The sequence below is a fragment of the Rhodococcus sp. NPDC006774 genome, from assembly GCF_040636045.1.
In the GTDB taxonomy this organism is placed as follows: domain Bacteria; phylum Actinomycetota; class Actinomycetes; order Mycobacteriales; family Mycobacteriaceae; genus Rhodococcoides.
Map to the genome: position 1 here is coordinate 68,324 of NZ_JBEYIW010000013.1, position 19,591 is coordinate 87,914.

At 64.8% G+C, this 19,591-nt stretch carries 21 protein-coding genes; 13 read left to right on the forward strand and 8 right to left on the reverse strand.

All coding sequences use genetic code 11. The features are described from left to right. The first annotated feature begins 67 nt into the window (after nucleotides 1-67). The 7 genes from ABZ677_RS19335 (at nucleotide 68) to ABZ677_RS19365 (ending at nucleotide 7,777) form a co-directional block, all read left to right on the forward strand. The gene (locus tag ABZ677_RS19335) at nucleotides 68-2,101 is read left to right on the forward strand and encodes a beta-galactosidase (RefSeq protein WP_358372254.1); all 2,034 of its coding nucleotides are present in this window, start codon (nucleotides 68-70) and stop codon (nucleotides 2,099-2,101) included. Beyond that, nucleotides 2,101-2,919, forward strand: coding sequence for a DeoR/GlpR family DNA-binding transcription regulator (locus tag ABZ677_RS19340; RefSeq protein ID WP_037195460.1), 819 nt, complete (start codon nucleotides 2,101-2,103; stop codon nucleotides 2,917-2,919). The genes ABZ677_RS19335 and ABZ677_RS19340 overlap by 1 nt, the downstream gene beginning before the upstream one ends. Nucleotides 2,920-2,935: 16 nt before the next feature. Then, nucleotides 2,936-4,051 carry a galactose-1-phosphate uridylyltransferase gene (gene galT, locus ABZ677_RS19345; RefSeq protein ID WP_358372395.1) on the forward strand — a complete coding sequence of 372 codons (1,116 nt, stop codon included), beginning with the start codon at nucleotides 2,936-2,938 and terminating at the stop codon, nucleotides 4,049-4,051. Continuing rightward, nucleotides 4,048-5,214: a galactokinase gene (gene galK, locus ABZ677_RS19350; RefSeq protein WP_358372257.1), complete on the forward strand. Its 1,167-nt coding sequence runs from the start codon at nucleotides 4,048-4,050 to the stop codon at nucleotides 5,212-5,214. Before galT ends, galK begins: the two co-directional genes overlap by 4 nt. Before the next feature lie 21 nt (nucleotides 5,215-5,235). Beyond that, nucleotides 5,236-6,327 carry a sn-glycerol-3-phosphate ABC transporter ATP-binding protein UgpC gene (ugpC, locus tag ABZ677_RS19355; RefSeq protein ID WP_358372259.1) on the forward strand — a complete coding sequence of 364 codons (1,092 nt, stop codon included), beginning with the start codon at nucleotides 5,236-5,238 and terminating at the stop codon, nucleotides 6,325-6,327. A 33-nt stretch (nucleotides 6,328-6,360) separates the two neighbouring features. Continuing rightward, nucleotides 6,361-6,849 (forward strand): GNAT family N-acetyltransferase, encoded by a 489-nt coding sequence (locus tag ABZ677_RS19360; protein WP_358372261.1) that lies wholly within the window; start codon nucleotides 6,361-6,363, stop codon nucleotides 6,847-6,849. Nucleotides 6,850-6,946: 97 nt separating this feature from the next. Continuing rightward, complete coding sequence (locus tag ABZ677_RS19365) at nucleotides 6,947-7,777, forward strand: MerR family transcriptional regulator (protein ID WP_358372264.1); 831 nt, start codon at nucleotides 6,947-6,949, stop codon at nucleotides 7,775-7,777. On the opposite strand, the gene ABZ677_RS19370 is transcribed toward ABZ677_RS19365, so the two are convergent. Next, nucleotides 7,765-7,947, reverse strand: a complete 183-nt coding sequence (locus tag ABZ677_RS19370; protein WP_032397091.1) for a hypothetical protein — start codon at nucleotides 7,945-7,947, stop codon at nucleotides 7,765-7,767. The genes ABZ677_RS19365 and ABZ677_RS19370 overlap by 13 nt on opposite strands. 39 nt (nucleotides 7,948-7,986) lie before the next feature. After that, complete coding sequence (locus ABZ677_RS19375; RefSeq protein ID WP_358372268.1) at nucleotides 7,987-8,619, reverse strand: hypothetical protein; 633 nt, start codon at nucleotides 8,617-8,619, stop codon at nucleotides 7,987-7,989. A gap of 134 nt (nucleotides 8,620-8,753) precedes the next feature. On the opposite strand from ABZ677_RS19375, the gene ABZ677_RS19380 reads away from it, so the two are divergent. Genes ABZ677_RS19380 through ABZ677_RS19390 form a run of 3 tightly spaced genes read left to right on the forward strand, consistent with a single transcriptional unit; the run spans nucleotide 8,754 to nucleotide 11,445 of the window. Next, nucleotides 8,754-10,028, forward strand: coding sequence for a histidine kinase (locus tag ABZ677_RS19380; protein ID WP_358372270.1), 1,275 nt, complete (start codon nucleotides 8,754-8,756; stop codon nucleotides 10,026-10,028). After that, nucleotides 10,019-10,675, forward strand: coding sequence for a response regulator transcription factor (locus ABZ677_RS19385; RefSeq protein ID WP_094633486.1), 657 nt, complete (start codon nucleotides 10,019-10,021; stop codon nucleotides 10,673-10,675). Before ABZ677_RS19380 ends, ABZ677_RS19385 begins: the two co-directional genes overlap by 10 nt. Continuing rightward, nucleotides 10,672-11,445 (forward strand): DUF4097 family beta strand repeat-containing protein, encoded by a 774-nt coding sequence (locus ABZ677_RS19390; protein ID WP_358372274.1) that lies wholly within the window; start codon nucleotides 10,672-10,674, stop codon nucleotides 11,443-11,445. Before ABZ677_RS19385 ends, ABZ677_RS19390 begins: the two co-directional genes overlap by 4 nt. 34 nt (nucleotides 11,446-11,479) lie before the next feature. On the opposite strand, the gene ABZ677_RS19395 is transcribed toward ABZ677_RS19390, so the two are convergent. Then, nucleotides 11,480-12,718, reverse strand: coding sequence for an FAD-binding domain-containing protein (locus tag ABZ677_RS19395; protein ID WP_358372276.1), 1,239 nt, complete (start codon nucleotides 12,716-12,718; stop codon nucleotides 11,480-11,482). Nucleotides 12,719-12,743: 25 nt separating this feature from the next. Further along, on the reverse strand, nucleotides 12,744-13,031 hold the full coding sequence (locus tag ABZ677_RS19400) for an FmdB family zinc ribbon protein (protein ID WP_358372279.1): 288 nt from the start codon (nucleotides 13,029-13,031) through the stop codon (nucleotides 12,744-12,746). 140 nt (nucleotides 13,032-13,171) lie between these two features. Between ABZ677_RS19400 and fmdA the strand changes: the two genes are divergently transcribed. Then, nucleotides 13,172-14,425: a formamidase gene (gene fmdA / locus ABZ677_RS19405; protein ID WP_358372282.1), complete on the forward strand. Its 1,254-nt coding sequence runs from the start codon at nucleotides 13,172-13,174 to the stop codon at nucleotides 14,423-14,425. A 14-nt stretch (nucleotides 14,426-14,439) separates the two neighbouring features. On the opposite strand, the gene ABZ677_RS19410 is transcribed toward fmdA, so the two are convergent. Continuing rightward, nucleotides 14,440-15,033, reverse strand: a complete 594-nt coding sequence (locus ABZ677_RS19410) for a hypothetical protein (RefSeq protein WP_358372285.1) — start codon at nucleotides 15,031-15,033, stop codon at nucleotides 14,440-14,442. 61 nt (nucleotides 15,034-15,094) lie between these two features. Then, nucleotides 15,095-15,961: an aldo/keto reductase gene (locus ABZ677_RS19415; protein WP_358372287.1), complete on the reverse strand. Its 867-nt coding sequence runs from the start codon at nucleotides 15,959-15,961 to the stop codon at nucleotides 15,095-15,097. A 96-nt stretch (nucleotides 15,962-16,057) separates the two neighbouring features. Here ABZ677_RS19415 and ABZ677_RS19420 point away from each other — a divergent pair, with 96 nt between their 5' ends. Together ABZ677_RS19420 and ABZ677_RS19425 are read left to right on the forward strand one after the other, a co-directional pair. Beyond that, nucleotides 16,058-17,929, forward strand: coding sequence for a DUF222 domain-containing protein (locus tag ABZ677_RS19420; RefSeq protein ID WP_358372289.1), 1,872 nt, complete (start codon nucleotides 16,058-16,060; stop codon nucleotides 17,927-17,929). Between the two features lie 118 nt (nucleotides 17,930-18,047). Then, a complete protein-coding gene (locus ABZ677_RS19425) occupies nucleotides 18,048-18,404 on the forward strand; it encodes a hypothetical protein (RefSeq protein ID WP_358372292.1) in 357 nt (118 codons plus the stop codon). Between the two features lie 4 nt (nucleotides 18,405-18,408). On the opposite strand, the gene ABZ677_RS19430 is transcribed toward ABZ677_RS19425, so the two are convergent. Both ABZ677_RS19430 and ABZ677_RS19435 read right to left on the reverse strand, forming a co-directional pair. After that, a complete protein-coding gene (locus tag ABZ677_RS19430; protein ID WP_358372294.1) occupies nucleotides 18,409-18,606 on the reverse strand; it encodes a PLDc N-terminal domain-containing protein in 198 nt (65 codons plus the stop codon). A 15-nt stretch (nucleotides 18,607-18,621) separates the two neighbouring features. Further along, complete coding sequence (locus tag ABZ677_RS19435; protein WP_358372296.1) at nucleotides 18,622-19,578, reverse strand: ABC transporter substrate-binding protein; 957 nt, start codon at nucleotides 19,576-19,578, stop codon at nucleotides 18,622-18,624. Nucleotides 19,579-19,591: the final 13 nt, after the last annotated feature.

Below are 19,591 nucleotides of genomic sequence, written 5' to 3' on the forward strand. Positions count from 1 at the left end.
CACCTGCATCAGTAAGAAAATGTTCATTCATGTTGACATCTGAGAAAGCCTCGTTCATATTGTGAGCATGGACACAGCGCGACGCAGCACCTGGCCGACCCAGGGAATCTCCTTCGGCGGCGACTACAACCCCGAGCAGTGGCCCGAGGACGTCTGGCGACGCGACGTCGAGCTGATGCACGAGGCCGGCGTCGACTTCGTGACCGTCGGTGTCTTCTCCTGGGCTCGCCTGCAGCCGACCGCGTCGACGTGGGACTTCGAGTGGCTCGACCGCGTCATGGATCTGATGCACGAGGGCGACATTCGCGTCGACCTGGCCACGGCGACCGCGTCGCCCCCGCCGTGGTTGGCCACTGCGTACCCGCAGATGCGCCCGGTGGACGAGCGCGGTTATCGCTACGCCATCGGCAGCCGCCAGACGTGGAGCCCCAGTTCTGCTGTGTACCGCGAACATTCACTCGTACTGGTCGAGAAGATGGCGCACCGCTACGGCGAGCATCCCGCGCTGGCCATGTGGCACGTGTCCAACGAACTGGGCTGCCACAACGCACTGTGCTACTCCGACGACAGTGCGCATGCATTCCGAGAGTGGCTCAGCGTCAGGTACATCGACCTCGAGACCCTCAACACCGCGTGGGGCACCGACTTCTGGAGCCAGCGCTACAGCGACTGGGACGAGATCGTTCCGCCCTCGGTGAGCACCACGTTCGGCAACCCCACTCACCAACTCGACTGGCGCCGCTTCTGCTCGGACGCCCTCCTCGAGCAGTATCGCGCCGAGAAGGCAGTGCTGAACCGGATCACCCCGGACGTGCCGGTCACCACGAACTTCATGGTGGGCATGGGCCAGGGCCCCGCGCTCGCAGGCAACATGGACTACGCGTCCTGGGCCCCGGAACAGGACATCGTCTCCACCGACCACTATCTCGTCGGCCCCGAGACCGGCGACGCCGCAGCGCATCACAAGCTCTCGTTCTCGGCCGACCTCACCCGTGGCGTTGCCGGCCGTCGACCATGGTTGTTGATGGAGCATTCCACCAGCGCCGTCAACTGGCAGCACATCAACCGCGCCAAGGTCCCCGGCGAGATGATGCGAAATTCACTGGCACACATGGCTCGCGGAGCGGACGGCATTGCCTACTTCCAGTTCCGCGCCTCCAAGGCAGGGGCGGAGAAGTTCCATTCCGCTCTGGTTCCGCACGCAGGCGAGGACTCCGCGCGCTGGCGTGAGGTCGTCGAGCTCGGTGCGGCTCTGCGTCGCATGGCACCGGTGGCAGGCAGCACCGTCGATGCTCGGGTTGCCGTGCTCTTCGACTGGGCCTCGCAGTGGGCGTGCGAGCAGGAGGGTCATCCGTCGATGGCCATGCAGCCCATGGAGATTGCCCGCCGCGCCCATCACGGATTCACCTCCGCGGGCGTGACCTGCGATGTCGTTCCGTCGTCGACGGACCTGAGCGACTACGACGTCATCGTGGTGCCGGCTCTGTACCTGTGCAGCGACGAGACCGCCGCGCGGATAGCCGACGCGGCCGACGGGGGCGCGCAGGTCCTCGTCACCGCCTTCTCCGGAATCGCCGACGAGGACGACCACGTGCGACTCGGCGGCTACCCGGGCGCATTCCGTGACCTGCTCGGCGTGCGCGTCGAAGAGTTCTTCCCGCTCGCCGACGGGGAAGCCCTCACCCTGGACGACGAGACCGTCGGCGAGATCTGGAGCGAATATCTCACCGCGTCGGAGGACGTCGACGTGCTGGCGCGGCACACCCAGGGGCACCTGCGCGGCGTCCCCGCGCTGACCAAGCGCACCGTCGGCACGGGTGCCGCCTGGTACGCGGCGACCGTTCCCGACGCGGCAGGCTGGGCCACGCTGGCCGACAAGCTCTGCGCTGCAGCCGAAATCGACACCCGACGCGACCTCGGATCGGACGTGGAGATCGTGCGACGGTCGGCAGGGGAGCAGTCCTGGCTCTTCGTGCTCAACCACGGAACCGACAAGGTCAGCGTGCCCGCCTCGGGTACGGACCTGGTCGGCGGCGCACAGATCGACGGCGAACTCATCGTGGCCGCAGGCGGCAGTGCTGTGATCGCCGAGAACCGCTGATGCTCGCCCACCAGCGTCAGCAGAAGATCCTGGACCAGGTGACGGCCGAAGGCGCGGTCAAGGTCGCAGATCTGGGAGCCGCACTGTCGGTGTCGGACATGACCATTCGACGCGACGTCAACGAGCTGGTCGCTCGCGGTCTGGTCGAGCGGGTGCACGGCGGCGTGACGCTGCCGCGATCGGCAAGCGTGTTCGAGCCGGGGTTCTCGGCCAAGTCCGAACTCGATCGAGATGCCAAGGCCGCCATCGCCCGTGCCGCGGCACGATTCGTGCGGCCCGGGACCTCCATCGGCATCTCCGGTGGCACCACGACGCACGCACTCGCGCAGGAACTGCTCGACGTTCCTGACATCACCGTCGTCACCAACTCCCTGCCCGTCGCCGAGGTCTTCCACACCGGTGGCCGGTCGGACCAGACCGTGCTGCTCACCGGCGGACAGCGCACGCCGTCCTACGCGCTCGTCGGACCGCTCACGGTCAGTGCACTGCAGAGTATCCACCTGGACATGCTGTTCCTCGGCACACACGGTGTGGACATCGAATCCGGGCTCACCTGCCCCAATCTGATGGAAGCACAGACCAATCAGGCACTGGTCGCATCGTCCCGACGCGTCATCGTGCTGGCCGACCACACCAAGTGGGGTGTTCGTGCGCTCGCCAACACCATCCCGCTCTCTCGCGTCGACGTGTTCGTCACCGATGCCGGACTCGATCCCGGCGTCCACGAAGCGTTGTCCGAGACGGTCGACGACGTGGTGATCGCCGGAGAGCAATCCCCCGACACGAACGAGGAACGAGTACTCGATGACCGCGCATGACGCCACGACGCACACGATGCGCAAGACGTCGACCACTCTGGCCGACGGCCGTGAGCTGATCTACTACGACGACACCGAGCCCTACGTCTCGGGTGAGGCCACCCGCGATCTCGTCGACACGCGAGCCCTGTCTCCGTCGATGTCGCAGTCGCAGATGCGATTCGACGTTCTCACCGGCGAATGGATCGTCATCGCCGCCCAGCGGATGGACCGCACGTTCCTGCCGCCTGCCGACGCGTCGCCGTTGGCACCGAGTCGTCCCGACAGGCCGGCGACCGAGATTCCGGCGGCCGATTACGACGTGGTGGTGTTCGAGAACCGCTTTCCGTCACTGTCCGAAACCGCGGCACTGCAGTCACTTCCGACCGAGGTGGACGGCGAGGCGCTATGGCCGCTTGCACCCGGCACCGGTCGGTGCGAGGTGATCTGTTTCGCCAGTGACCCCGATGCGTCCTTCGTGTCGCTCGAGCTCTCCCGCGTCCGCACCATCATCGACGTCTGGGCCGATCGCACCACTGCCCTGTCCGCCATCCCCGGCGTTCAGCAGGTCTTCTGCTTCGAGAACCGCGGCAAGGAAATCGGCGTCACCCTGACTCACCCGCACGGTCAGATCTACGCCTACCCCTACCTCCCGCCGCGTACCGATGCGCTGATACGACAGTCGCGCAAACACTTCGAGCGGACAGGCCGAGTGTTGCTGGCCGACGTCCTCGCCGCCGAGCTTCGTTCGGGTCGACGGATCGTCGTCGACGCCGAGCACTGGGTGGCGTACGTGCCTGCAGCATCGCGCTGGCCGGTCGAGGTGCATCTCGCGCCGCGTCGCGACGTCTCGGACCTCGCCCAGTTGAGCGGTGCCGAGCGGGACGAGCTGGCGGTGGTCTATCAGGATCTGTTGCGCGGAGTCGACGCGTTCTTCGAGGGGGTCGACGAGGTGCCGTACATCGCGGCCTGGCACCAGGCACCCGTCGGAGCGGATCGCGAACTGGGACGCCTGCATCTGCAACTGTTTTCGATGATGCGCTCACCGGGGCGGATGAAGTTCCTCGCCGGTTCGGAATCTGCGATGGGAGCCTGGATCAACGACACCACTCCCGAGCGGATCGCGGACCGGCTACGCGAGGTGCTGGCGTGAACTGGCTCGACGTGATCGCCGAGGAGGATCTCGCCGACGGTGCAGCGGCGTTGTTCCGCAGTGCATTCAACGGTGATCCCGACGGGGTCTGGATCGCTCCGGGTCGAGTCAACCTCATCGGTGAGCACATCGATTATGCAGGCGGATTGGTGCTGCCGTTCGCGCTGCCGTATGCCACCGCGGTGGCCGTGCGCGGTCGGGAGGACACGACCATGCGGGCCGTATCGACGCACACCGACGAGTCGTGGACCGGTGAGCTCGACGAGATCGGTCCGGGTACCCCGTCGGGTTGGGCGGCCTACGTGGCCGGGGTGTCCTGGGCGCTTCGGGAGCACGCAGTCGGCGGAGTCGATGTGGCCGTGCATTCTTCGGTGCCGGTGGGTTCTGGGCTGTCGAGTTCGGCAGCCCTCGAGTGCTCGTTCGCCCTCGCTCTCGACGACCTCTTCGATCTTCGGCTCGACCGAAAGGTGCTGATCGACGCCAGTATCCGCGCCGAGAACGAGATCGCCGGCGCGTCGACCGGCGGCATGGATCAGAACATCGCGATGTCGGCACAGCCGGGACACGCGCTGCTGCTGGACTGTCTCGACGGTTCGACGCGTCAGATTCCCCTCGATCTGGCCGGGTCCGGCTCGCGGCTGCTGGTGATCGACACCAACGCGCCGCACCGCCTGGTAGACGGTCAGTACGGTGCCCGGCGTGCGGCCCTGGATACGGCGTACGCAGAACTGGGGGTGAAGACCTTGCGTGGACTCGACCCGGAGCAGGCCATGGCCGGGCTCGACGACGACACGCTGATCGCGCGAGTTCGTCACGTCGCCAGCGAGATTCGACGCGTCGAGGCGGCTGCGGAGCTCCTGGATCGCGGAGCCGCCGGTGTCGAACTCGGTGAGCTGATGACCGCGTCGCACATGTCCTTGCGGGACGACTACGAGGTCAGCTCACCGGAACTCGACAGCGCTGTCGACGCGGCATTGCGGGCAGGCGCATACGGAGCGCGGATGACCGGCGGTGGATTCGGCGGCTCTGCCGTAGCGCTGGTGCCGTCGGAGCTCGTCGAGGCTGTGGCGGACGAGATTGCCGCCAGTGCATCACGATCCGGACTGCCGGAACCCACCTTTCTCACTGCCGAGCCCGCCGGCTCCGCACATCGATTCTTCTAACCCATACAAAGGAGCACTCCCATGGCACAGGTCACGTACGAAGGAGCAACCAAGCTCTACCCGGGATCGGACGTCGCGGCAGTCGAATCGTTGGATCTCGCCATCGAGGACGGCGAATTCCTGGTGCTCGTCGGGCCTTCCGGCTGCGGCAAGTCCACCTCGCTGCGGATGCTCGCCGGGCTGGAGGACGTCGACTACGGTGCCATCAAGATCGGTGACCGTGACGTCACCTCACTGGCGCCCAAGGAACGCGACATCGCGATGGTGTTCCAGAACTACGCGCTGTACCCGCACATGACCGTCGCGAAGAACATGGGCTTCGCACTGCAGATCTCCGGAATGGACAAGGCCGAAGTGGGCCGACGCGTCGAGGAAGCCGCGAAAATTCTCGATCTCACCGACTACCTGGGCCGTAAACCCAAGGCACTCTCCGGTGGTCAGCGTCAGCGTGTCGCAATGGGCCGCGCCATCGTTCGGAACCCGCAGGTGTTCCTCATGGACGAGCCGTTGTCCAACCTCGATGCCAAACTCCGCGTGCAGACGCGCACGCAGATCTCGCTGCTCCAGCGCAGGCTCGGCACCACCACCGTGTACGTCACCCACGACCAGGTGGAGGCGATGACGATGGGTGATCGCGTGGCGATCATGAAAGCCGGTGTGCTGCAGCAGTGCGCCAGCCCGAAGGAACTCTACGAGCGCCCGGTCAACGCCTTCGTCGCAGGTTTCATCGGCTCACCCGCGATGAACCTGTTCGACGTGGACGTCGTGGCAGGCACTGCGAAACTCGGATCGCTGTCGGTGCCCATCGAGCGTGCGATCGCCGACCGGATCGACGGCAGCCGAGTGACGATGGGCGTGCGCCCGGAAGCGTGGACGCTCTCCGATTCCGGTACCGACATCGTCGTCGACGTCGTCGAGGAACTCGGTGCGGACTCCTACATCTACGGCCGCACCGCCGAGGACGCGTCGAATCTGGGAACCGTCGGGGCGCAGATCGTCGCCCGCATTCCTGACATCGCGGCCCCGTCGCAGGGTGATGTCATCCGAATCGCCCCGCGCGCCGAGACGGTGCACTACTTCTCGACCACAACGGGATTGAATCTGCGCCCCTGAGCGGTCGCTGATCCGAAACGGAGGTGGGTGTCTGTGACGGTTCACTCGACACTGGTCGCCCCTTCGCATGAACTGCGGGACGCCTGGCTGGACTGTCGTATCGAATGGGGTCCGGGCCTCCACGAGGACGGTTTCGGGTTGACGGCCGACGACGATGTCGAGTCCGCACGGGGCTTTTCGGACTGGGTGGACCGGCTTCGGAGCGACGCCGAGTGCACGTACCGCTGGATCGTGGAGGGCGAACGTGTGTTGGGCGGCGTCGCACTCAGACACGACGGCCACGAGCTTGCCGACCGTCTCGGGCACATCGGCTACGGGGTCCGCCCGTCCGAACGAGGTCGGGGAGTTGCCTCCTGGGCAGTACGCGAGGTGCTGAGGCTCGCCGCAGATCTGGGCATGACCCGGGTGGCGGCGGTATGCGAGGTGGGCAACGCGGCCTCGACAGCGACCCTGGAGCGAGCTGGGGGCCAACGTGTCGACTGCATCGGGTCGGCTGTTCGCTTCTGGATTCCCGTGCTCTGAAGAATCGGGTGCAGTCGACCGCGCTCAGCGCGGTCCAGTGCACCCGATTTTCTCCTCTTGACCCTCACACTGTGTGAGACGAGAACCTCGGAGGGTCATGTTCAGCATCGGAGAGTTCGCATCGATCGGCCGGGTGTCGGTTCGCATGCTTCGGCATTACGACGAGATCGGGTTGTTGACGCCGGCGCGGGTGGATCCGTTCACGGGCTATCGCTCGTACGACGGTTCGCAGTTCGAGGTTCTGGGACGCATTCTCGTGTTCAAGGACCTCGGGTTCAGGCTCGACGAGGTGACGCAGATCGTGCACGGCGAGGTCGACGGTGATCGGCTACGCGAGATGCTCGCCGCCAAACGCATTGATGTCGCGCGTCGACTCGATCTCGACGCCGCTCGTCTGCGTCGTATCGATGCGCGACTCTCCCACACCGAAGGGATGTCGATGATCACCGTGGACACCAAAACATTGCCGGCCACCCGTATCGCTCTCGTCAGCGAGACCGCCGCCGGGTTCGGGCCGGAGAACATCGGCCCGGTCATCGGCCCGATGTACGCCCGACTCGCCCAGACGCTCGCCGGGCACGGCGTGACGTTCGGGCCATCGTCGATCGCCATGTACGAGGCCGTCGACGACGGGGACGGCACCGGCATCACCGTCCATGCCGCATTCGAGGTGGGGCCCGAGGTGGTGGCCGGCGAGGGCTACGAGGTTCGCGAGCTACCGCCCGTCGAGCTCGCGGTGACCACCGTCCACCACGGTTCGATGGCGACGATCGGCGAGACCTGGGAGCAGTTCACGGCGTGGATCGAGGCCAACGGCTACGAACTCTCCGGCGTCTGCCGGGAGTACTACCTGGTGTCCGAGCCGCAGCCGCAGGAGAATTGGGTGACCGAACTGCAACAGCCGGTGGTTCGACGTCAGGACGCCTGAGCAAATTCCACGAGGGCGGTGCACTGGCAACCGCCGGTGACCTCCTCGCATTCGAGCACCAGGAAGTGGCGAACGTACTCGAGATCCACGCAGTCCGGCTCCGTGCACTCCGCACCGCCGACCGCGTGAATCACGAGTGTGCCGTTGCAAGTATCGAAGCGTGCGGACATGCGAATCCCTTTCTGTCGTCTCTCTCTACATCCTTGATATCACCGGGCTCCGACAAGTTCGGGAGAAGACCAGCGTGTTCGACGCCTGAGCTGGGTAGCGGCCATCACCGTCAGAGCCGGAATCCAGGCGTATCCGAGGGCGGTCCTTATGACCGTCCGGTCGCCCAGCCACGCTCCGGCCGACACCAGCACCACAGCCCATACGACTGCGGCCAGCAGGCTGAGCACCACGTATTCGCGGTGCCGCAGTGAGGAGGTCGCCACGAGTCGGGGCGCGATGGTGCGGATACCCCCGATGAGGTGTCCGGCGGTGGCGACAGCGCGTGGCCGTGATCGTGCCTGTGTGGTCAGCCCCAGGACGACCCTCATCACCGCGGCCGGCAGCGCTGACTCCGCTCGCCCGAGACCCAACACCGTCTCGGTGCGGCGACTGTGCCAGAACGCCCACTGCGCACCCATGCTCGACGCCACCGCCGCGGTGACGACGGCAGGCAGCCACGGCACCACGCCGATCGACGTCAGCACCCCGAGCGTGATCGGGACACTGTTTCCTGGTGTGAAGAGACCGAGCAACGACGCGGACTCGAATGCCAGCAGTACGAAGACGACAGCGAAGACGACCCACACGGGCACGGACGACAACCGGTCCACATCGAGGATGTTCAGGTTCATACCTGTCGAATCTCGTCGTCCGGGCCACGGAACTCACCACGATCGACCCACGGCCCGAGGTAGGGCCAGCCCTACCTCGGGCCGTGGGTTCACAGTGCCGACAAGCCGACAACACCCGACTTAGGCTGATCCGCATGAACGAGGCACTACCGATTCCCCTGAATCCGCTCAGGGCATGGATATCGCCGCACTGGTGGCTGGCAGTGGCATCGTTGCTGGTGTCGACGCTCGCCGGGCTGGGCGGCTGGATGATCCTGGGACTGCTGGTACTGGCGGTGTGCGCATTGCCCTTTGCGCTCAGCGGAGTGCTCGTGTTCGCCCTGACGATAGTGGCGCTGCGGTGGATGGACCGCGCAGCGCGGGCCGGAATCGGCTTCACCGGTGGAGTTCTCATCGAGGGCCCTGACGTGACCGTGTACCCGACCAGTTGGCGCACGTTCGTCTGGTGCCTCCGCGACATCGGTTTGTGGAAGTCGCTGTGCTATTGGCTCGTTCGCATTCCGGTCTCGGCCGTACTGCTGTTCTTGCTGCCGGCGCTCTTCGTGGCCCTACCCGTTCTTGCGGCGGCGCCGGTGGCCTGGATAGTGACGAACCCGGTCGCCAATGAGCTCGAAATAGGCGAACGGGTGGGCTATCCGCTCGTCGCGTTGGTCGGCTTCGCCTCGCTGGTCACCCTTGTCGCGGGAGTGCCACTGCTGCTCACGGCCCTGGTGCGACTCGACTGGTGGAGTGCCGCAACCCTTCTCGGCCGATCCGAATCCAGTAGGAGAGTGGACGAATTGACGGTGAGTCGAGCTCGCGTCGTCGACGCTGCGGATGCCGAACGCCGTCGCATCGAACGCGATCTGCACGACGGGGCCCAGCAACGATTGGTATCGGTGGCAATGTCACTGGGACAGGCCAAATCGCGCGTCGCGTCGACCGATGATGCGGTCCTGAAGGAATTGCTCGACGACGCCCACCGGGAGGCCAAGAACGCGATCGGTGAGATCCGCACCCTCACCCGCGGTCTGCATCCGCCGATCCTGACCGACCGCGGTCTCGACGCCGCACTGTCGTCCGTCGCGGCGTTGTGTGCGGTACCGGTGACTGTTCGGATCGACCCTGCCCTCTCCGGTGATCGACGTCCGGACGCCACCGTCGAGTCGACGGTCTACTTCGTCGTCTCGGAGGCCCTGACCAATGTGAGCAAGCACGCGAAGGCCGACCACGTCCGAGTCGACGTCTCGAGAGTCGAGTCCGCAGTGCGTGTCACGGTGGTCGACGACGGTTGCGGCGGAGCGTATCCGGCTCCAGGAGGCGGCCTGGCCGGGCTCGAGGACAGGCTCAGCGGAATCGACGGAACCCTCTCCATCACGTCGCCGTCCGGCGGCCCGACTCGGCTCGAGGTGAGTGTCCCGTGCGAGTGATCATCGCCGACGATTCGGTTCTGTTGCGAGAGGGTGTCGCTCGCCTGTTGGTCGACACCGGAGCGGACGTGATCGGGAAGGTGGCCGATGCGTCGGAACTGCTCGCGGCCATGTCTGCCGCCGATCCGCTTCCTGATGTCTGCGTGATCGACGTTCGCATGCCGCCGACCTTTCTGGACGAAGGTCTGCGCGCAGCACTGGTCATTCGCCAACGGTGGCCCGCTGTCGGTGTTCTCGTGCTCTCGCAGTACGTGGAGGAACGGTACGCAGCCGAGCTCATCCGGCAGAGCACGGACGGCGTGGGGTACCTGTTGAAGGACCGGGTGGCCGACGTCGACGAGTTCGCCGATGCCGTGCGGACCGTTGCCACCGGCGGAACCGTCATCGATCCAGAAGTGGTGCAGCAGATCCTGGCTCGGGCCCCACGATCGGATCCACTCGATTCGCTGACCCCTCGCGAACGGGAAGTGTTGACCGCCATGGCCGAAGGCAAGTCGAACGCCGGAATTGCCTCTGCATTGGTGGTCGGTCAAGCAGCCGTGGAGAAGCACATCGGCAACATCTTCGCCAAGCTCGGCCTACTCGGAGACAGTGCCGATCACCGCCGAGTCATGGCCGTCCTACGATATCTGGGAGCGATCCAATGAAGAAGTCGATGTGGCGCAGTGTCGTTGCGGTTTCGGCAGCTGTCGCGGTCGTCGGCACCGCAGGAGCAGCCACGGCGGCCACCATCGCCGTCGGCTTCACCACGCCGAAGATGCAGTCCTTCGATTACTCGGCCGACACAGCGATCGTCGGCAAGAATCTGTCCGTCACAACGCGATTAGCCCGTGTGTCGGTGTCGATGAGCTCCGACTCCGACCTGCACGTTCGGGCCGACGGGTCCTACCGAGGAGATACTCCGACGGTCGACATCGGTGACGACGGCTCGACGATCGCTGTGGAATGTTCCTACCGAAAGAACGGTAGCTGCGACATCGGTCTCGAACTACGGGTACCGGCCGGATTGGTACTCGACATCGACGAAGCAGCAGGCGACGTGGTGCTCACCGACGTGGACGCGCAGACCTCGGTGTCCACGTCGGCGGGCTCGGTGATCGCTCGGGGATCTGCCGGAACCCTGGACATAACAACCAGATTCGGCGATGTCGAGATCACCGATGCGGCTGTGTCTGCAGTCGAGGTGGCCACGACGTTCGGTCTGGTCACCCTGGATTCGAGGGTGCCGCCGGACTCGATACGCATCCAGAACATGCAGGGCGACAGCATGATCGAACTCCCGGCGGCAGACTTCTACGACGTCGAGGCGACGTCGGAGAAGGGAGACGTCGACATCGACGTCGTCGACGATCCGAGCTCCCCGAGGTCGGTATCGATCACCAGTGAAGAGGGCCAGATTTCGGTGCAGCGGAGATAGTTCTGGTCAGTGACTGCTGTTCAATAACTGCTGTTCAATGACTCCGACGCCAGGCGCTGAACGATCGGACGGAGGACGTGGTGGGACGCACCAGCCACGGCCACGGGTGCAACTCGACCGGGGCTATGGCGTCGGCGATGCGGGAGAAGCCGGGAACGGGTGCCCAGGTGGTGGCCACGGATCGTCCGGCCAATTCGTCGGCTACTCGGCCACGACGCACCTCCAACGGGCGGGTCGACGCGATCTCACCGAGCGTCTCGACAAGAAAGACGAGTCGCTTCCCGGAGAGCCGGAGTTTCCGCAGGAGCGGTTCGTCGAAAACGAACACGGCGGGCCGGTCGGTCTCGGCGGCCAGTGCTGGGTCTGCGGTGCCGAGCGATTCTGCTGTGATCCACACCTGTTCTGCGCCAGTACCTTCCACGTGGGCGGGGCCGGCGGGAATCGGAGCCTTGTTCAGATCGGGACCGTCGACAGTCGGCCCGAGATCGTCGTCGGGCCAGTTCTCGATGGGGCACGCGTCTTTCAGCGCGCAGTTGCGGCACAGCGACGGTGCTCTCTTGTTCACCTGCCACCGGCTGAAGCCGTAGACCTTGCCGCTTCCGGTACCGACGGTCCATTGCCAGCCGAGGCGGTTGGCAGCGCGAGAACCGTCGAGCAGGTGGGCGAACATCTCGTCCTCACCGTCGCGCCACGTCGCCCCGGCACGGACAGCCCACTGGGAGGCCAGCCACATGCGAGTTTGGTTGACGAGCCAACCGTCCTCGCGCAATTCACCCACCACCGAGGACATGCAGTTCATCTCCTCGGGCCACGGCTGCGCGGTCCAGCCCTGCGGTCGCGGCTGTTCACGGCGAAGCGAACGGCCGAGATCGGATCCGGTGCGCGCGTAGAGGTGGCGTGCGTACTCCTGCCACATGAGCTCGTCGCGGTACCGGGAACGGTCGCGTGGGGGAGCGTCGGCGACCGCGTCCCATACCTCTCGCAGCGTCAGCAGTCCGTGGCGGATGTACGGCGACATGCGGCTTGCGCCGCGGCGATTCACCGGTAGAACGGTGCTGCGATCGCGCGCATAGCCGGTGATGTCGAGTCCGGCCAGGGCGGTATCGGCAGCGGACTGCCCGCCGCGAATGCCACCCGCCGTAATGCCATCCGGCCCCTCGCGCGTCAGATCACCCAGATACTCGGCAACCCAGGCGACGACGTCGTCGGTGGTGGAGCCATCGGCGATGGACGGGGGAGGGGGCAGCTCGGGCATGCCGTCGGACTTCCCCATCGGCCCGGAAGGGAAACGCCGTTCGTCAGGGGCGCGGCAGTCGGCGATGCAGTGGGTTGGATGTGGTCCTCGTTGCCGATCTGCCGGCCGGCGGTAGGGATGAGACGACAGCAGGCGTGTCGGCCGTGGCGCGGGAGGCGTCGTGCGCCTTCATCGCAGCGCTGTTTCCTCTGCCGAGAGCAGGCGACGAGATCTGTCGTGCGGCTACCTCTCCGCACTCCGGGCACGTCACCTGCGAGGGCGCGTCGGCCATGGAGAATCGCTGTTCGACGGGGGCGCAACGCTGTGCGCAGCGGAAGCTGTAGGTCGGCACGCATTCGAGAGTAGCGCGATGTGGCGCATCAGCAACGTTCCGGCACAACGTCATACAAGATTTACACGTCAGAATCGGCCGGATGCGCCAGAACGGTGCAATGATCGAGGCAGGAGAATCCGCGCAACCGGAGGTGCCTCGTGCCCGAACTGCTGTTTCCGCTCGACTCGACGAAGAGTTTCACCGAACAGGAGATCGTCGGTCACAACCGATGGCATCCCGATATCCCGGCGGCTGTCACGGTCAAACCCGGCACGTCCTTTCGAGCTCATTGTCGCGAATGGTTCGACGGGGCCATCCACAACGACGATTCCGCCGAGGACATTCTGAATGCGCCGCTCAACAACGTGCATACGCTGTCCGGGCCGTTCCATATCGAGGGAGCCGAGCCCGGCGATCTGTTGATCGTCGACATCCTCGACGTCGGTCCGATCCCGCAGGAGGATTCGGGTCCGTTGGCCGGCCAGGGCTGGGGTTACACGGGAATCTTCGCCAAGGAGAACGGCGGCGGGTTCCTCACCGATCGATTCCCCGACGCGTACAAGGCGATCTGGGATTTCTCCGGGCAGACCACAACATCTCGCCACGTCCCGCACGTGAAGTACACCGGCATCACCCATCCCGGCCTGATGGGGACTGCCCCGTCGGCGCAGTTGTTGGCCAAGTGGAATACCCGTGAAGGTGCGCTGATCGCCACTGACCCCAATCGTGTCCCGCCGTTGGCGCTGGCTCCCGAACTCGACGGTGCGATTCTCGGATCGTTGAGCGGTGACGAATTCTCCCGCGTTGCAGGCGAAGCCGCGCGCACGGCACCGCCCCGCGAGAACGGAGGAAACCAGGACATCAAGAACCTGACCAAGGGCACTCGCGTCTTTTATCCGGTGTTCGTGCCGGGCGCGAAGCTGTCGTTCGGAGACCTGCATTTCTCGCAGGGAGACGGGGAGATCACGTTCTGCGGTGCCATCGAAATGGGTGGCTTCATGGACCTGCACGTCGATCTGATCAAGGGCGGCATGGAGACCTACGGGGTGAGCGAAAACGCGATCTTCATGCCCGGCAACACCGCGCCGCAGTACTCGGAATGGATTGCCTTCTCGGGTATTTCGGTGACCGTGGACGGTGAGCAGAAATATCTGGACTCCGACCTGTCCTACCAGAACGCATGCATGCACGCGATCGACTACCTCACCAAGTTCGGATACAGCCCCGAGCAGGCGTACCTGCTACTGGGATCGGCCCCGATCGAAGGACGCCTGTCCGGGGTAGTGGACATCCCGAACTCCTGTGCCACCGTGTACATCCCCACCGCGATCTTCGACTTCCCGATAGCGCCGTCCGCCAGTGGCCCGTTCCAAATCGACCCGGGAATGGGAGCGCCGAGAGCGCAATTCTGACGCAGCGTCGGTGGCTAGTGGGTCTCGTCGTAGCCGGCAGTGATGATCTGGTCGACGCGGACCGGTCGGGATTCGATGTCGGTGAGCGTGAGGACATCCGCGGCGGTCTTTGCGCTGCCTCCGAGATACGCGCAGGGGAAGTCGAAGTGTTGAGCCACGCACCATGCGTGGTCGGCGGGCCACCACAGGTTCGGTGACAGTCCTCCGAGGGTGTCCGTTGCGCGTGAGACCGGTCCCTTCAACAGGAAATAGTTGTAGCCGGCGATGTGTGCGGTCGGTGCCGTGTCGCGAATGTCGTCGAGAGCGGTGTTGCCTTCCCACACGGCGAACCAGCACTCGTTCGGTGTGTTCGTGTTTCGAGTAAGTACGGCGATGACGGACTTCAGCTGATCAGGCCAGGGCACTACGGATTTCGCCGCCGCAGGCTGGGACGTGCTGGCACGTACGGGATATAGGATGCGGGCATAGGCGTCGAACACAGTGGGGACCAGTGAGCCCACCGTAGTTGTGGAGACGATGTTCAGGCTGTCGCGCACCCACAGGGCCTCCGAGACATTCTGATTCAGATCGTCGTCCGACCATCCCGGCCGGTAGGTGCTCGATGCCATGGACCTGACGCTACCGATGTTCGGTGTGGTCGAGTCAACCCATTTCACATGCGAGAAGAGGCTAGGTCGAAATCTGAGCAGCGGTTTCCAATTGCTCGATCTCCGAGTTGTCGAGAATCAGCTGTGCCGCAGCGAGATTCGTGAGTAGGTGAGTAATTCTCGATGTTCCGGGTAGCGGAACTACCGTCGCCTCGGTCTGATTGCCACGATGATGGACCCAGGCCAATGCGATCTGACCGGAACTTGTGCCTCTGTTCGACGCGATACTCGCGAGAGCTTCGACAAGTGGCGTGTCGTACGAGCGGGTCAGGCTGCCGTGGCCAAGGGGTGAGTGTCCGATGAGAGCGATGTCGAGCTCCGCAAGAATGGGTAGGAGAGATTCGACTTCGCGGTGGTCGAGCGACCACTGTTGTTGCACAACGGCAATCGGATGTATCGCGTTGGCGCGCCGTACGTCTTCGGCGGTGACGTTCGAGAGGCCCAGGTGACGGATCTTGCCTGCCTGCTTCAGTTCTGCCATCGCGGTGACGGTTTCCTCTATCGGGGTGTCCGCGCTGCGATGGTGCAGGTAGTAGATGTCCAGATGGTCGACGCCGAGTCGGTCGAGCGTCCCACCGATCGCAGTGTGGACGGTCTGGGAATCTGCTTTCACCGACCAGTCGTCGAAACTCCCCGACTCGCCCCAGTAGACGCTGAACTTGCTGCAGAGAGTCACCTGCGCGCGATGCGAACCCAAGGCGCGCCCGACGATGGCTTCGTTGCCATACATTTCGGCGGTATCGAGCAACGTCACGCCGGCGTCGATGGCAGTCCGTACCAAGCGTCCAGGATCCCGGTCTGGATCTCCCCAACCGTCGTCCCGCAGGCGCATCAAGCCGAGGCCTTGAACTGGCGGGATGTCCTTTGTCCACGGCGTCGCGTAGGTCATGAGCGACACGGTACGGCCCCGATGCCGCTGTGGCGACGACGGCGCGTTCGTACTTGAGTTCGAAAGTGTGTCGGTGGGTCGCGGTAGATTTTGTTCATGCTTTCGGGGGACGGCGGATCAGGGGTGGACGGCATCGAGACGGTGCCGCCTGCCCCTGAGGTGTCCGATCCGGAGTTGTCGTTGTTGGTGGATCGGGTCGAGTCCGCGGTCGCGGAGTTGGCGGGGCAGGCGTCGGTGTCGTGGACGAACGCCGACCGGCGTGCGGTGATCGAACGGATGGAAACTCTGACCCGGTCTGTGACGGCGTACTCGTATACCTGGCTCAACGAACTCATCGCTCAACACGGCCTCGATGTGTATGCGGGTTCGGTGCCGTCGTCCGTGGCGTGGATGCTGCGGATCACCCCACACGCCGCGGGTGCGCGGGTGCGTCTGGCTGCGGAATTGGGCGACCGCACTTGTTTCTCGGGCGAAGTTCTGCCGCCGTTGCTGCCGCACACCGCTGCTGCCTTGCGGGCGGGGTTGCTCGACGCCAAGCATGTGCAGATGATCCGCGAGTTCTTCCGGCATCTGCCCTCGAGTGTCGACCCGCAGACGCGGGAGCGAGCCGAAGAGCAATTGGTGGGTTTCGCCTCGACCAGACGGCCCGACGACTTCGCACCGTTGGTGGCAAACCTGGATTCGATCCTCAACCCCGACGGCGACCACGACGACGACGAAGACGAGGACGGGAAGCCGAGGCCGCGGAAGCGACGGGATGCGTTCTTCTACCTCGGTGAACAAGGTGCCGACGGGATGTCGGAAGGAAAATTCTGCGTCGACCCCGAACTACGCGCCTACCTCGAAGCCCTGTTCTCCAAAGCCGCGAAACCCGGAGTGAACAACCCCGCCGACGGCAAACCGATCGTCGACGACGAGACCAGCCGCGACGAGGACGACCAGACCTCCGGCGAGGATGCTGACGCACGACCGCAGCCCGGGACCACGCCCCGCGAAGCAGGGGCGAGTGATGCAGGATCGGGTGAGTCCAATTCCGGGACACCACCGGTACCTGAGCGGGAAGACCGGTGGCGAAGTGATGCGGGACTCGGGGACGACGGTCTATGTGGCTGTGACGGCCATTGCGGTGACGATGACTGCGGAGGCGGCATCGAATGCGGTTGCGGTACAGGCTCTGACGACGCCCCCTCCGACGACACTTCCTCCGACGCCTCTGCTGCCAGTCGTACCGCTGCCGGGCACGGCGATACCGAGAGCAGTGAGGCACGGGCCGAGGCTGCGGCGTCAACGTGCGAGGCCGCAGCCCAGCGTGACAGCCGCACCCAGAACGAACGTCGGCACGACGCCGTGAAACTGGCGCTCCGGCAGGTACTGGCCTCCGGCACACTCGGCACCCATCGCGGCCTGCCCGTCACCGCGATCGTCACCATGAGCCTGAAAGATCTGGAAGCCGGCTGCGGTTATGCCATGACCGGCACCGGATCCCGCGTCTCGATCCGCGACGCCATCCGCATGGCCTCCCATGCCCACCACTACCTGACGATCTTCGACGACCACGGCAGAGCTCTCTATCTGGGCCGTTCCAAACGCATCGCCTCCGCCGACCAACGCATCGTGCTCATCGCTCGGGACCGTGGTTGCAGCTTCCCGTCCTGCACCCGGCCGGCAACGTGGTGCCAAGCCCATCATGTCGACGACTGGACCACCGGTGGGCTCACCGATATCGACGAGTTGACCTTCGGCTGCGACATGCACCACGCACTCGTCGGCACCGGACCAGGCAAATGGGCCACCACCAAAACCGGAGCAGGACATCGCTATCCGGGTCGCACCCTGTGGCATCCACCGGCGGGGATGGACCCCAAACGCCGCGGACTGATCAATCACGCACACCACCCCGAGGAAGTGCTGTACCCGCCCGACTTGCACGGCGACACCGGGGACGAGGAACCACGACAACCCGCCTGACGACCCACACCAGTGTCAGCGCACAGCTCTGCCTGTCGTCGGTAGATGGCAGCCGCCGTACCGGTCGTGCGCGGAAAATAGTAGGGCTCCCGAGTTCGTATCTGCGTACGGTAAGCAGATGATGGTTCTCGCGAGCAGGACTGCGGTGTTGTCGCCGCCGGTCTTCTTCGTCTGGAAGGCACTCATGTACCCCGATGTGCATCCGAAGAATCAAGGGTTCGCGTGGCCGGTGATGTTGGAGGGCCAGCCGCTACCTCGCATTGTCGAGAGCAGCGAGTTCGACCGCGTTGTCTGGAGCTCGCCGTGGCCGAGCCATCCCGACGTCCTGCTGCAGTTCGACTTGACTCCTGAAACCCGGCTGCGCTGGACGCTGTTGGCTCACACGCCCGCGCCCGATCAGCAGGCCGTCGAATGGCTCCGCGACCAGGTGAGCCACCTGGTGAACATCGACCTGCGCAACGCGACCGGACATTGAACTGTCATCGATTGCCGCCGCTCAGACCGTAGGGATAGCGCTTGCCGACCGTGAACCACAGGATCGGCCCGATGATGGGCAGAATCGATGCAACGAGAACCCAGGCCAACTTGGCCAGAGATCCTAGATAGGGGTCGCGGATAATCGAAACAACAGCCATAGCGAACAGGGCAAGCGCGATCGCGCTGCCGGCAGAAATCATGGCTCCTAACGTAACTCAATCCGCTTTGCGGACAACCTCGATCAGCCTGTTGGCGAAACTGGTTGCGGTGATGACCAAACCGTTGTTCAGTTGCGGATCCAGCACCGCACTGCGACCCGCGGCGACGGCGGGAAGGTTCTGCCACGCGGCGATTCCGTCGATCTGGGTGGGATCGGTGGTCTGGTGGAAGATGAACTCCGCGTCGGCGATCTGGTTCAGATTCTCGACCGACAGTCGATAGTTTCCCTCCTCGTCCTCGGGATTGTTCTGCAGCACAGTGAATCCCATATCTGTGGCGACCGCGTTGCCGAGGTAGTTGGTCCACACGATGACGTATCCCTTGGCAACCGGCTCGCTGGTGATGAGGGCGATCCTGCGACCGTTCGTGACCGCGGCCGCGTCGTCGATGGTTCGGTGGTACTCGTCCAGGCGCGGCTGCACTGTGTCGAGTAGCCCGATGGCCGAGAACTGGTCGACGGTGTACTGCTCGAAATTCGGTTCGTTGACTTCGACGGGGAGGACCGGTGCGATCTTGGTCAGTTGCTCGTTTCCGTACCAGTCGAGCCGCCATCCATTGGCGCGCATCACGATGAGATCGGGAGACAGCGCGGCGATCTCCTCTGCCGCTGGGCCGTCGGGCCCGCCGATGACCTCGGTCTGCGCGTCCAGCAGTCCCTCGAACTGCCCCGCGGGACGCGCGCCGGGCTGGAAGGTGTTGCCGGTGGCAATGATGGGATATCCGGCCAACAGGGCAAATTCGAGATCCCCTCGCCCCTCCATCACGACCACGCGGGTGGGTCGCGTAGGAACGGTGACATCGAAGCCGTCGCCCGTCATCCGCACAGTCTCCGCGGTCGTGGCTGCCGCATCCTGGCTGCGGGGCGAGCAGGCGGAAACGAGTGCGGCAGCCCCGGCGAGTACGAAGAACCCACGTCGATCGAGGGTGCGCGAGGACAAGAATCGAGATGACATTGGGATAGGCTAC

Excerpts from the sequence above, each read along its gene's own strand:
- ABZ677_RS19425 (WP_358372292.1), top strand. The coding sequence starts at position 18,048 with ATGATGGTTCTCGCGAGCAGGACTGCGGTGTTGTCGCCGCCGGTCTTC.
- ABZ677_RS19370 (WP_032397091.1), bottom strand. The coding sequence starts at position 7,947 with ATGTCCGCACGCTTCGATACTTGCAACGGCACACTCGTGATTCACGCG.
- ABZ677_RS19375 (WP_358372268.1), bottom strand. The coding sequence starts at position 8,619 with ATGAACCTGAACATCCTCGATGTGGACCGGTTGTCGTCCGTGCCCGTG.
- ABZ677_RS19340 (WP_037195460.1), top strand. The coding sequence starts at position 2,101 with ATGCTCGCCCACCAGCGTCAGCAGAAGATCCTGGACCAGGTGACGGCC.
- ABZ677_RS19335 (WP_358372254.1), top strand. The coding sequence starts at position 68 with ATGGACACAGCGCGACGCAGCACCTGGCCGACCCAGGGAATCTCCTTC.
- ABZ677_RS19390 (WP_358372274.1), top strand. The coding sequence starts at position 10,672 with ATGAAGAAGTCGATGTGGCGCAGTGTCGTTGCGGTTTCGGCAGCTGTC.
- ABZ677_RS19365 (WP_358372264.1), top strand. The coding sequence starts at position 6,947 with ATGTTCAGCATCGGAGAGTTCGCATCGATCGGCCGGGTGTCGGTTCGC.
- galT (WP_358372395.1), top strand. The coding sequence starts at position 2,936 with ATGCGCAAGACGTCGACCACTCTGGCCGACGGCCGTGAGCTGATCTAC.
- ABZ677_RS19395 (WP_358372276.1), bottom strand. The coding sequence starts at position 12,718 with ATGGGGAAGTCCGACGGCATGCCCGAGCTGCCCCCTCCCCCGTCCATC.
- ABZ677_RS19420 (WP_358372289.1), top strand. The coding sequence starts at position 16,058 with ATGCTTTCGGGGGACGGCGGATCAGGGGTGGACGGCATCGAGACGGTG.
- ABZ677_RS19410 (WP_358372285.1), bottom strand. The coding sequence starts at position 15,033 with ATGGCATCGAGCACCTACCGGCCGGGATGGTCGGACGACGATCTGAAT.
- ABZ677_RS19380 (WP_358372270.1), top strand. The coding sequence starts at position 8,754 with ATGAACGAGGCACTACCGATTCCCCTGAATCCGCTCAGGGCATGGATA.
- ABZ677_RS19415 (WP_358372287.1), bottom strand. The coding sequence starts at position 15,961 with ATGACCTACGCGACGCCGTGGACAAAGGACATCCCGCCAGTTCAAGGC.
- ugpC (WP_358372259.1), top strand. The coding sequence starts at position 5,236 with ATGGCACAGGTCACGTACGAAGGAGCAACCAAGCTCTACCCGGGATCG.
- ABZ677_RS19435 (WP_358372296.1), bottom strand. The coding sequence starts at position 19,578 with ATGTCATCTCGATTCTTGTCCTCGCGCACCCTCGATCGACGTGGGTTC.
- ABZ677_RS19430 (WP_358372294.1), bottom strand. The coding sequence starts at position 18,606 with ATGATTTCTGCCGGCAGCGCGATCGCGCTTGCCCTGTTCGCTATGGCT.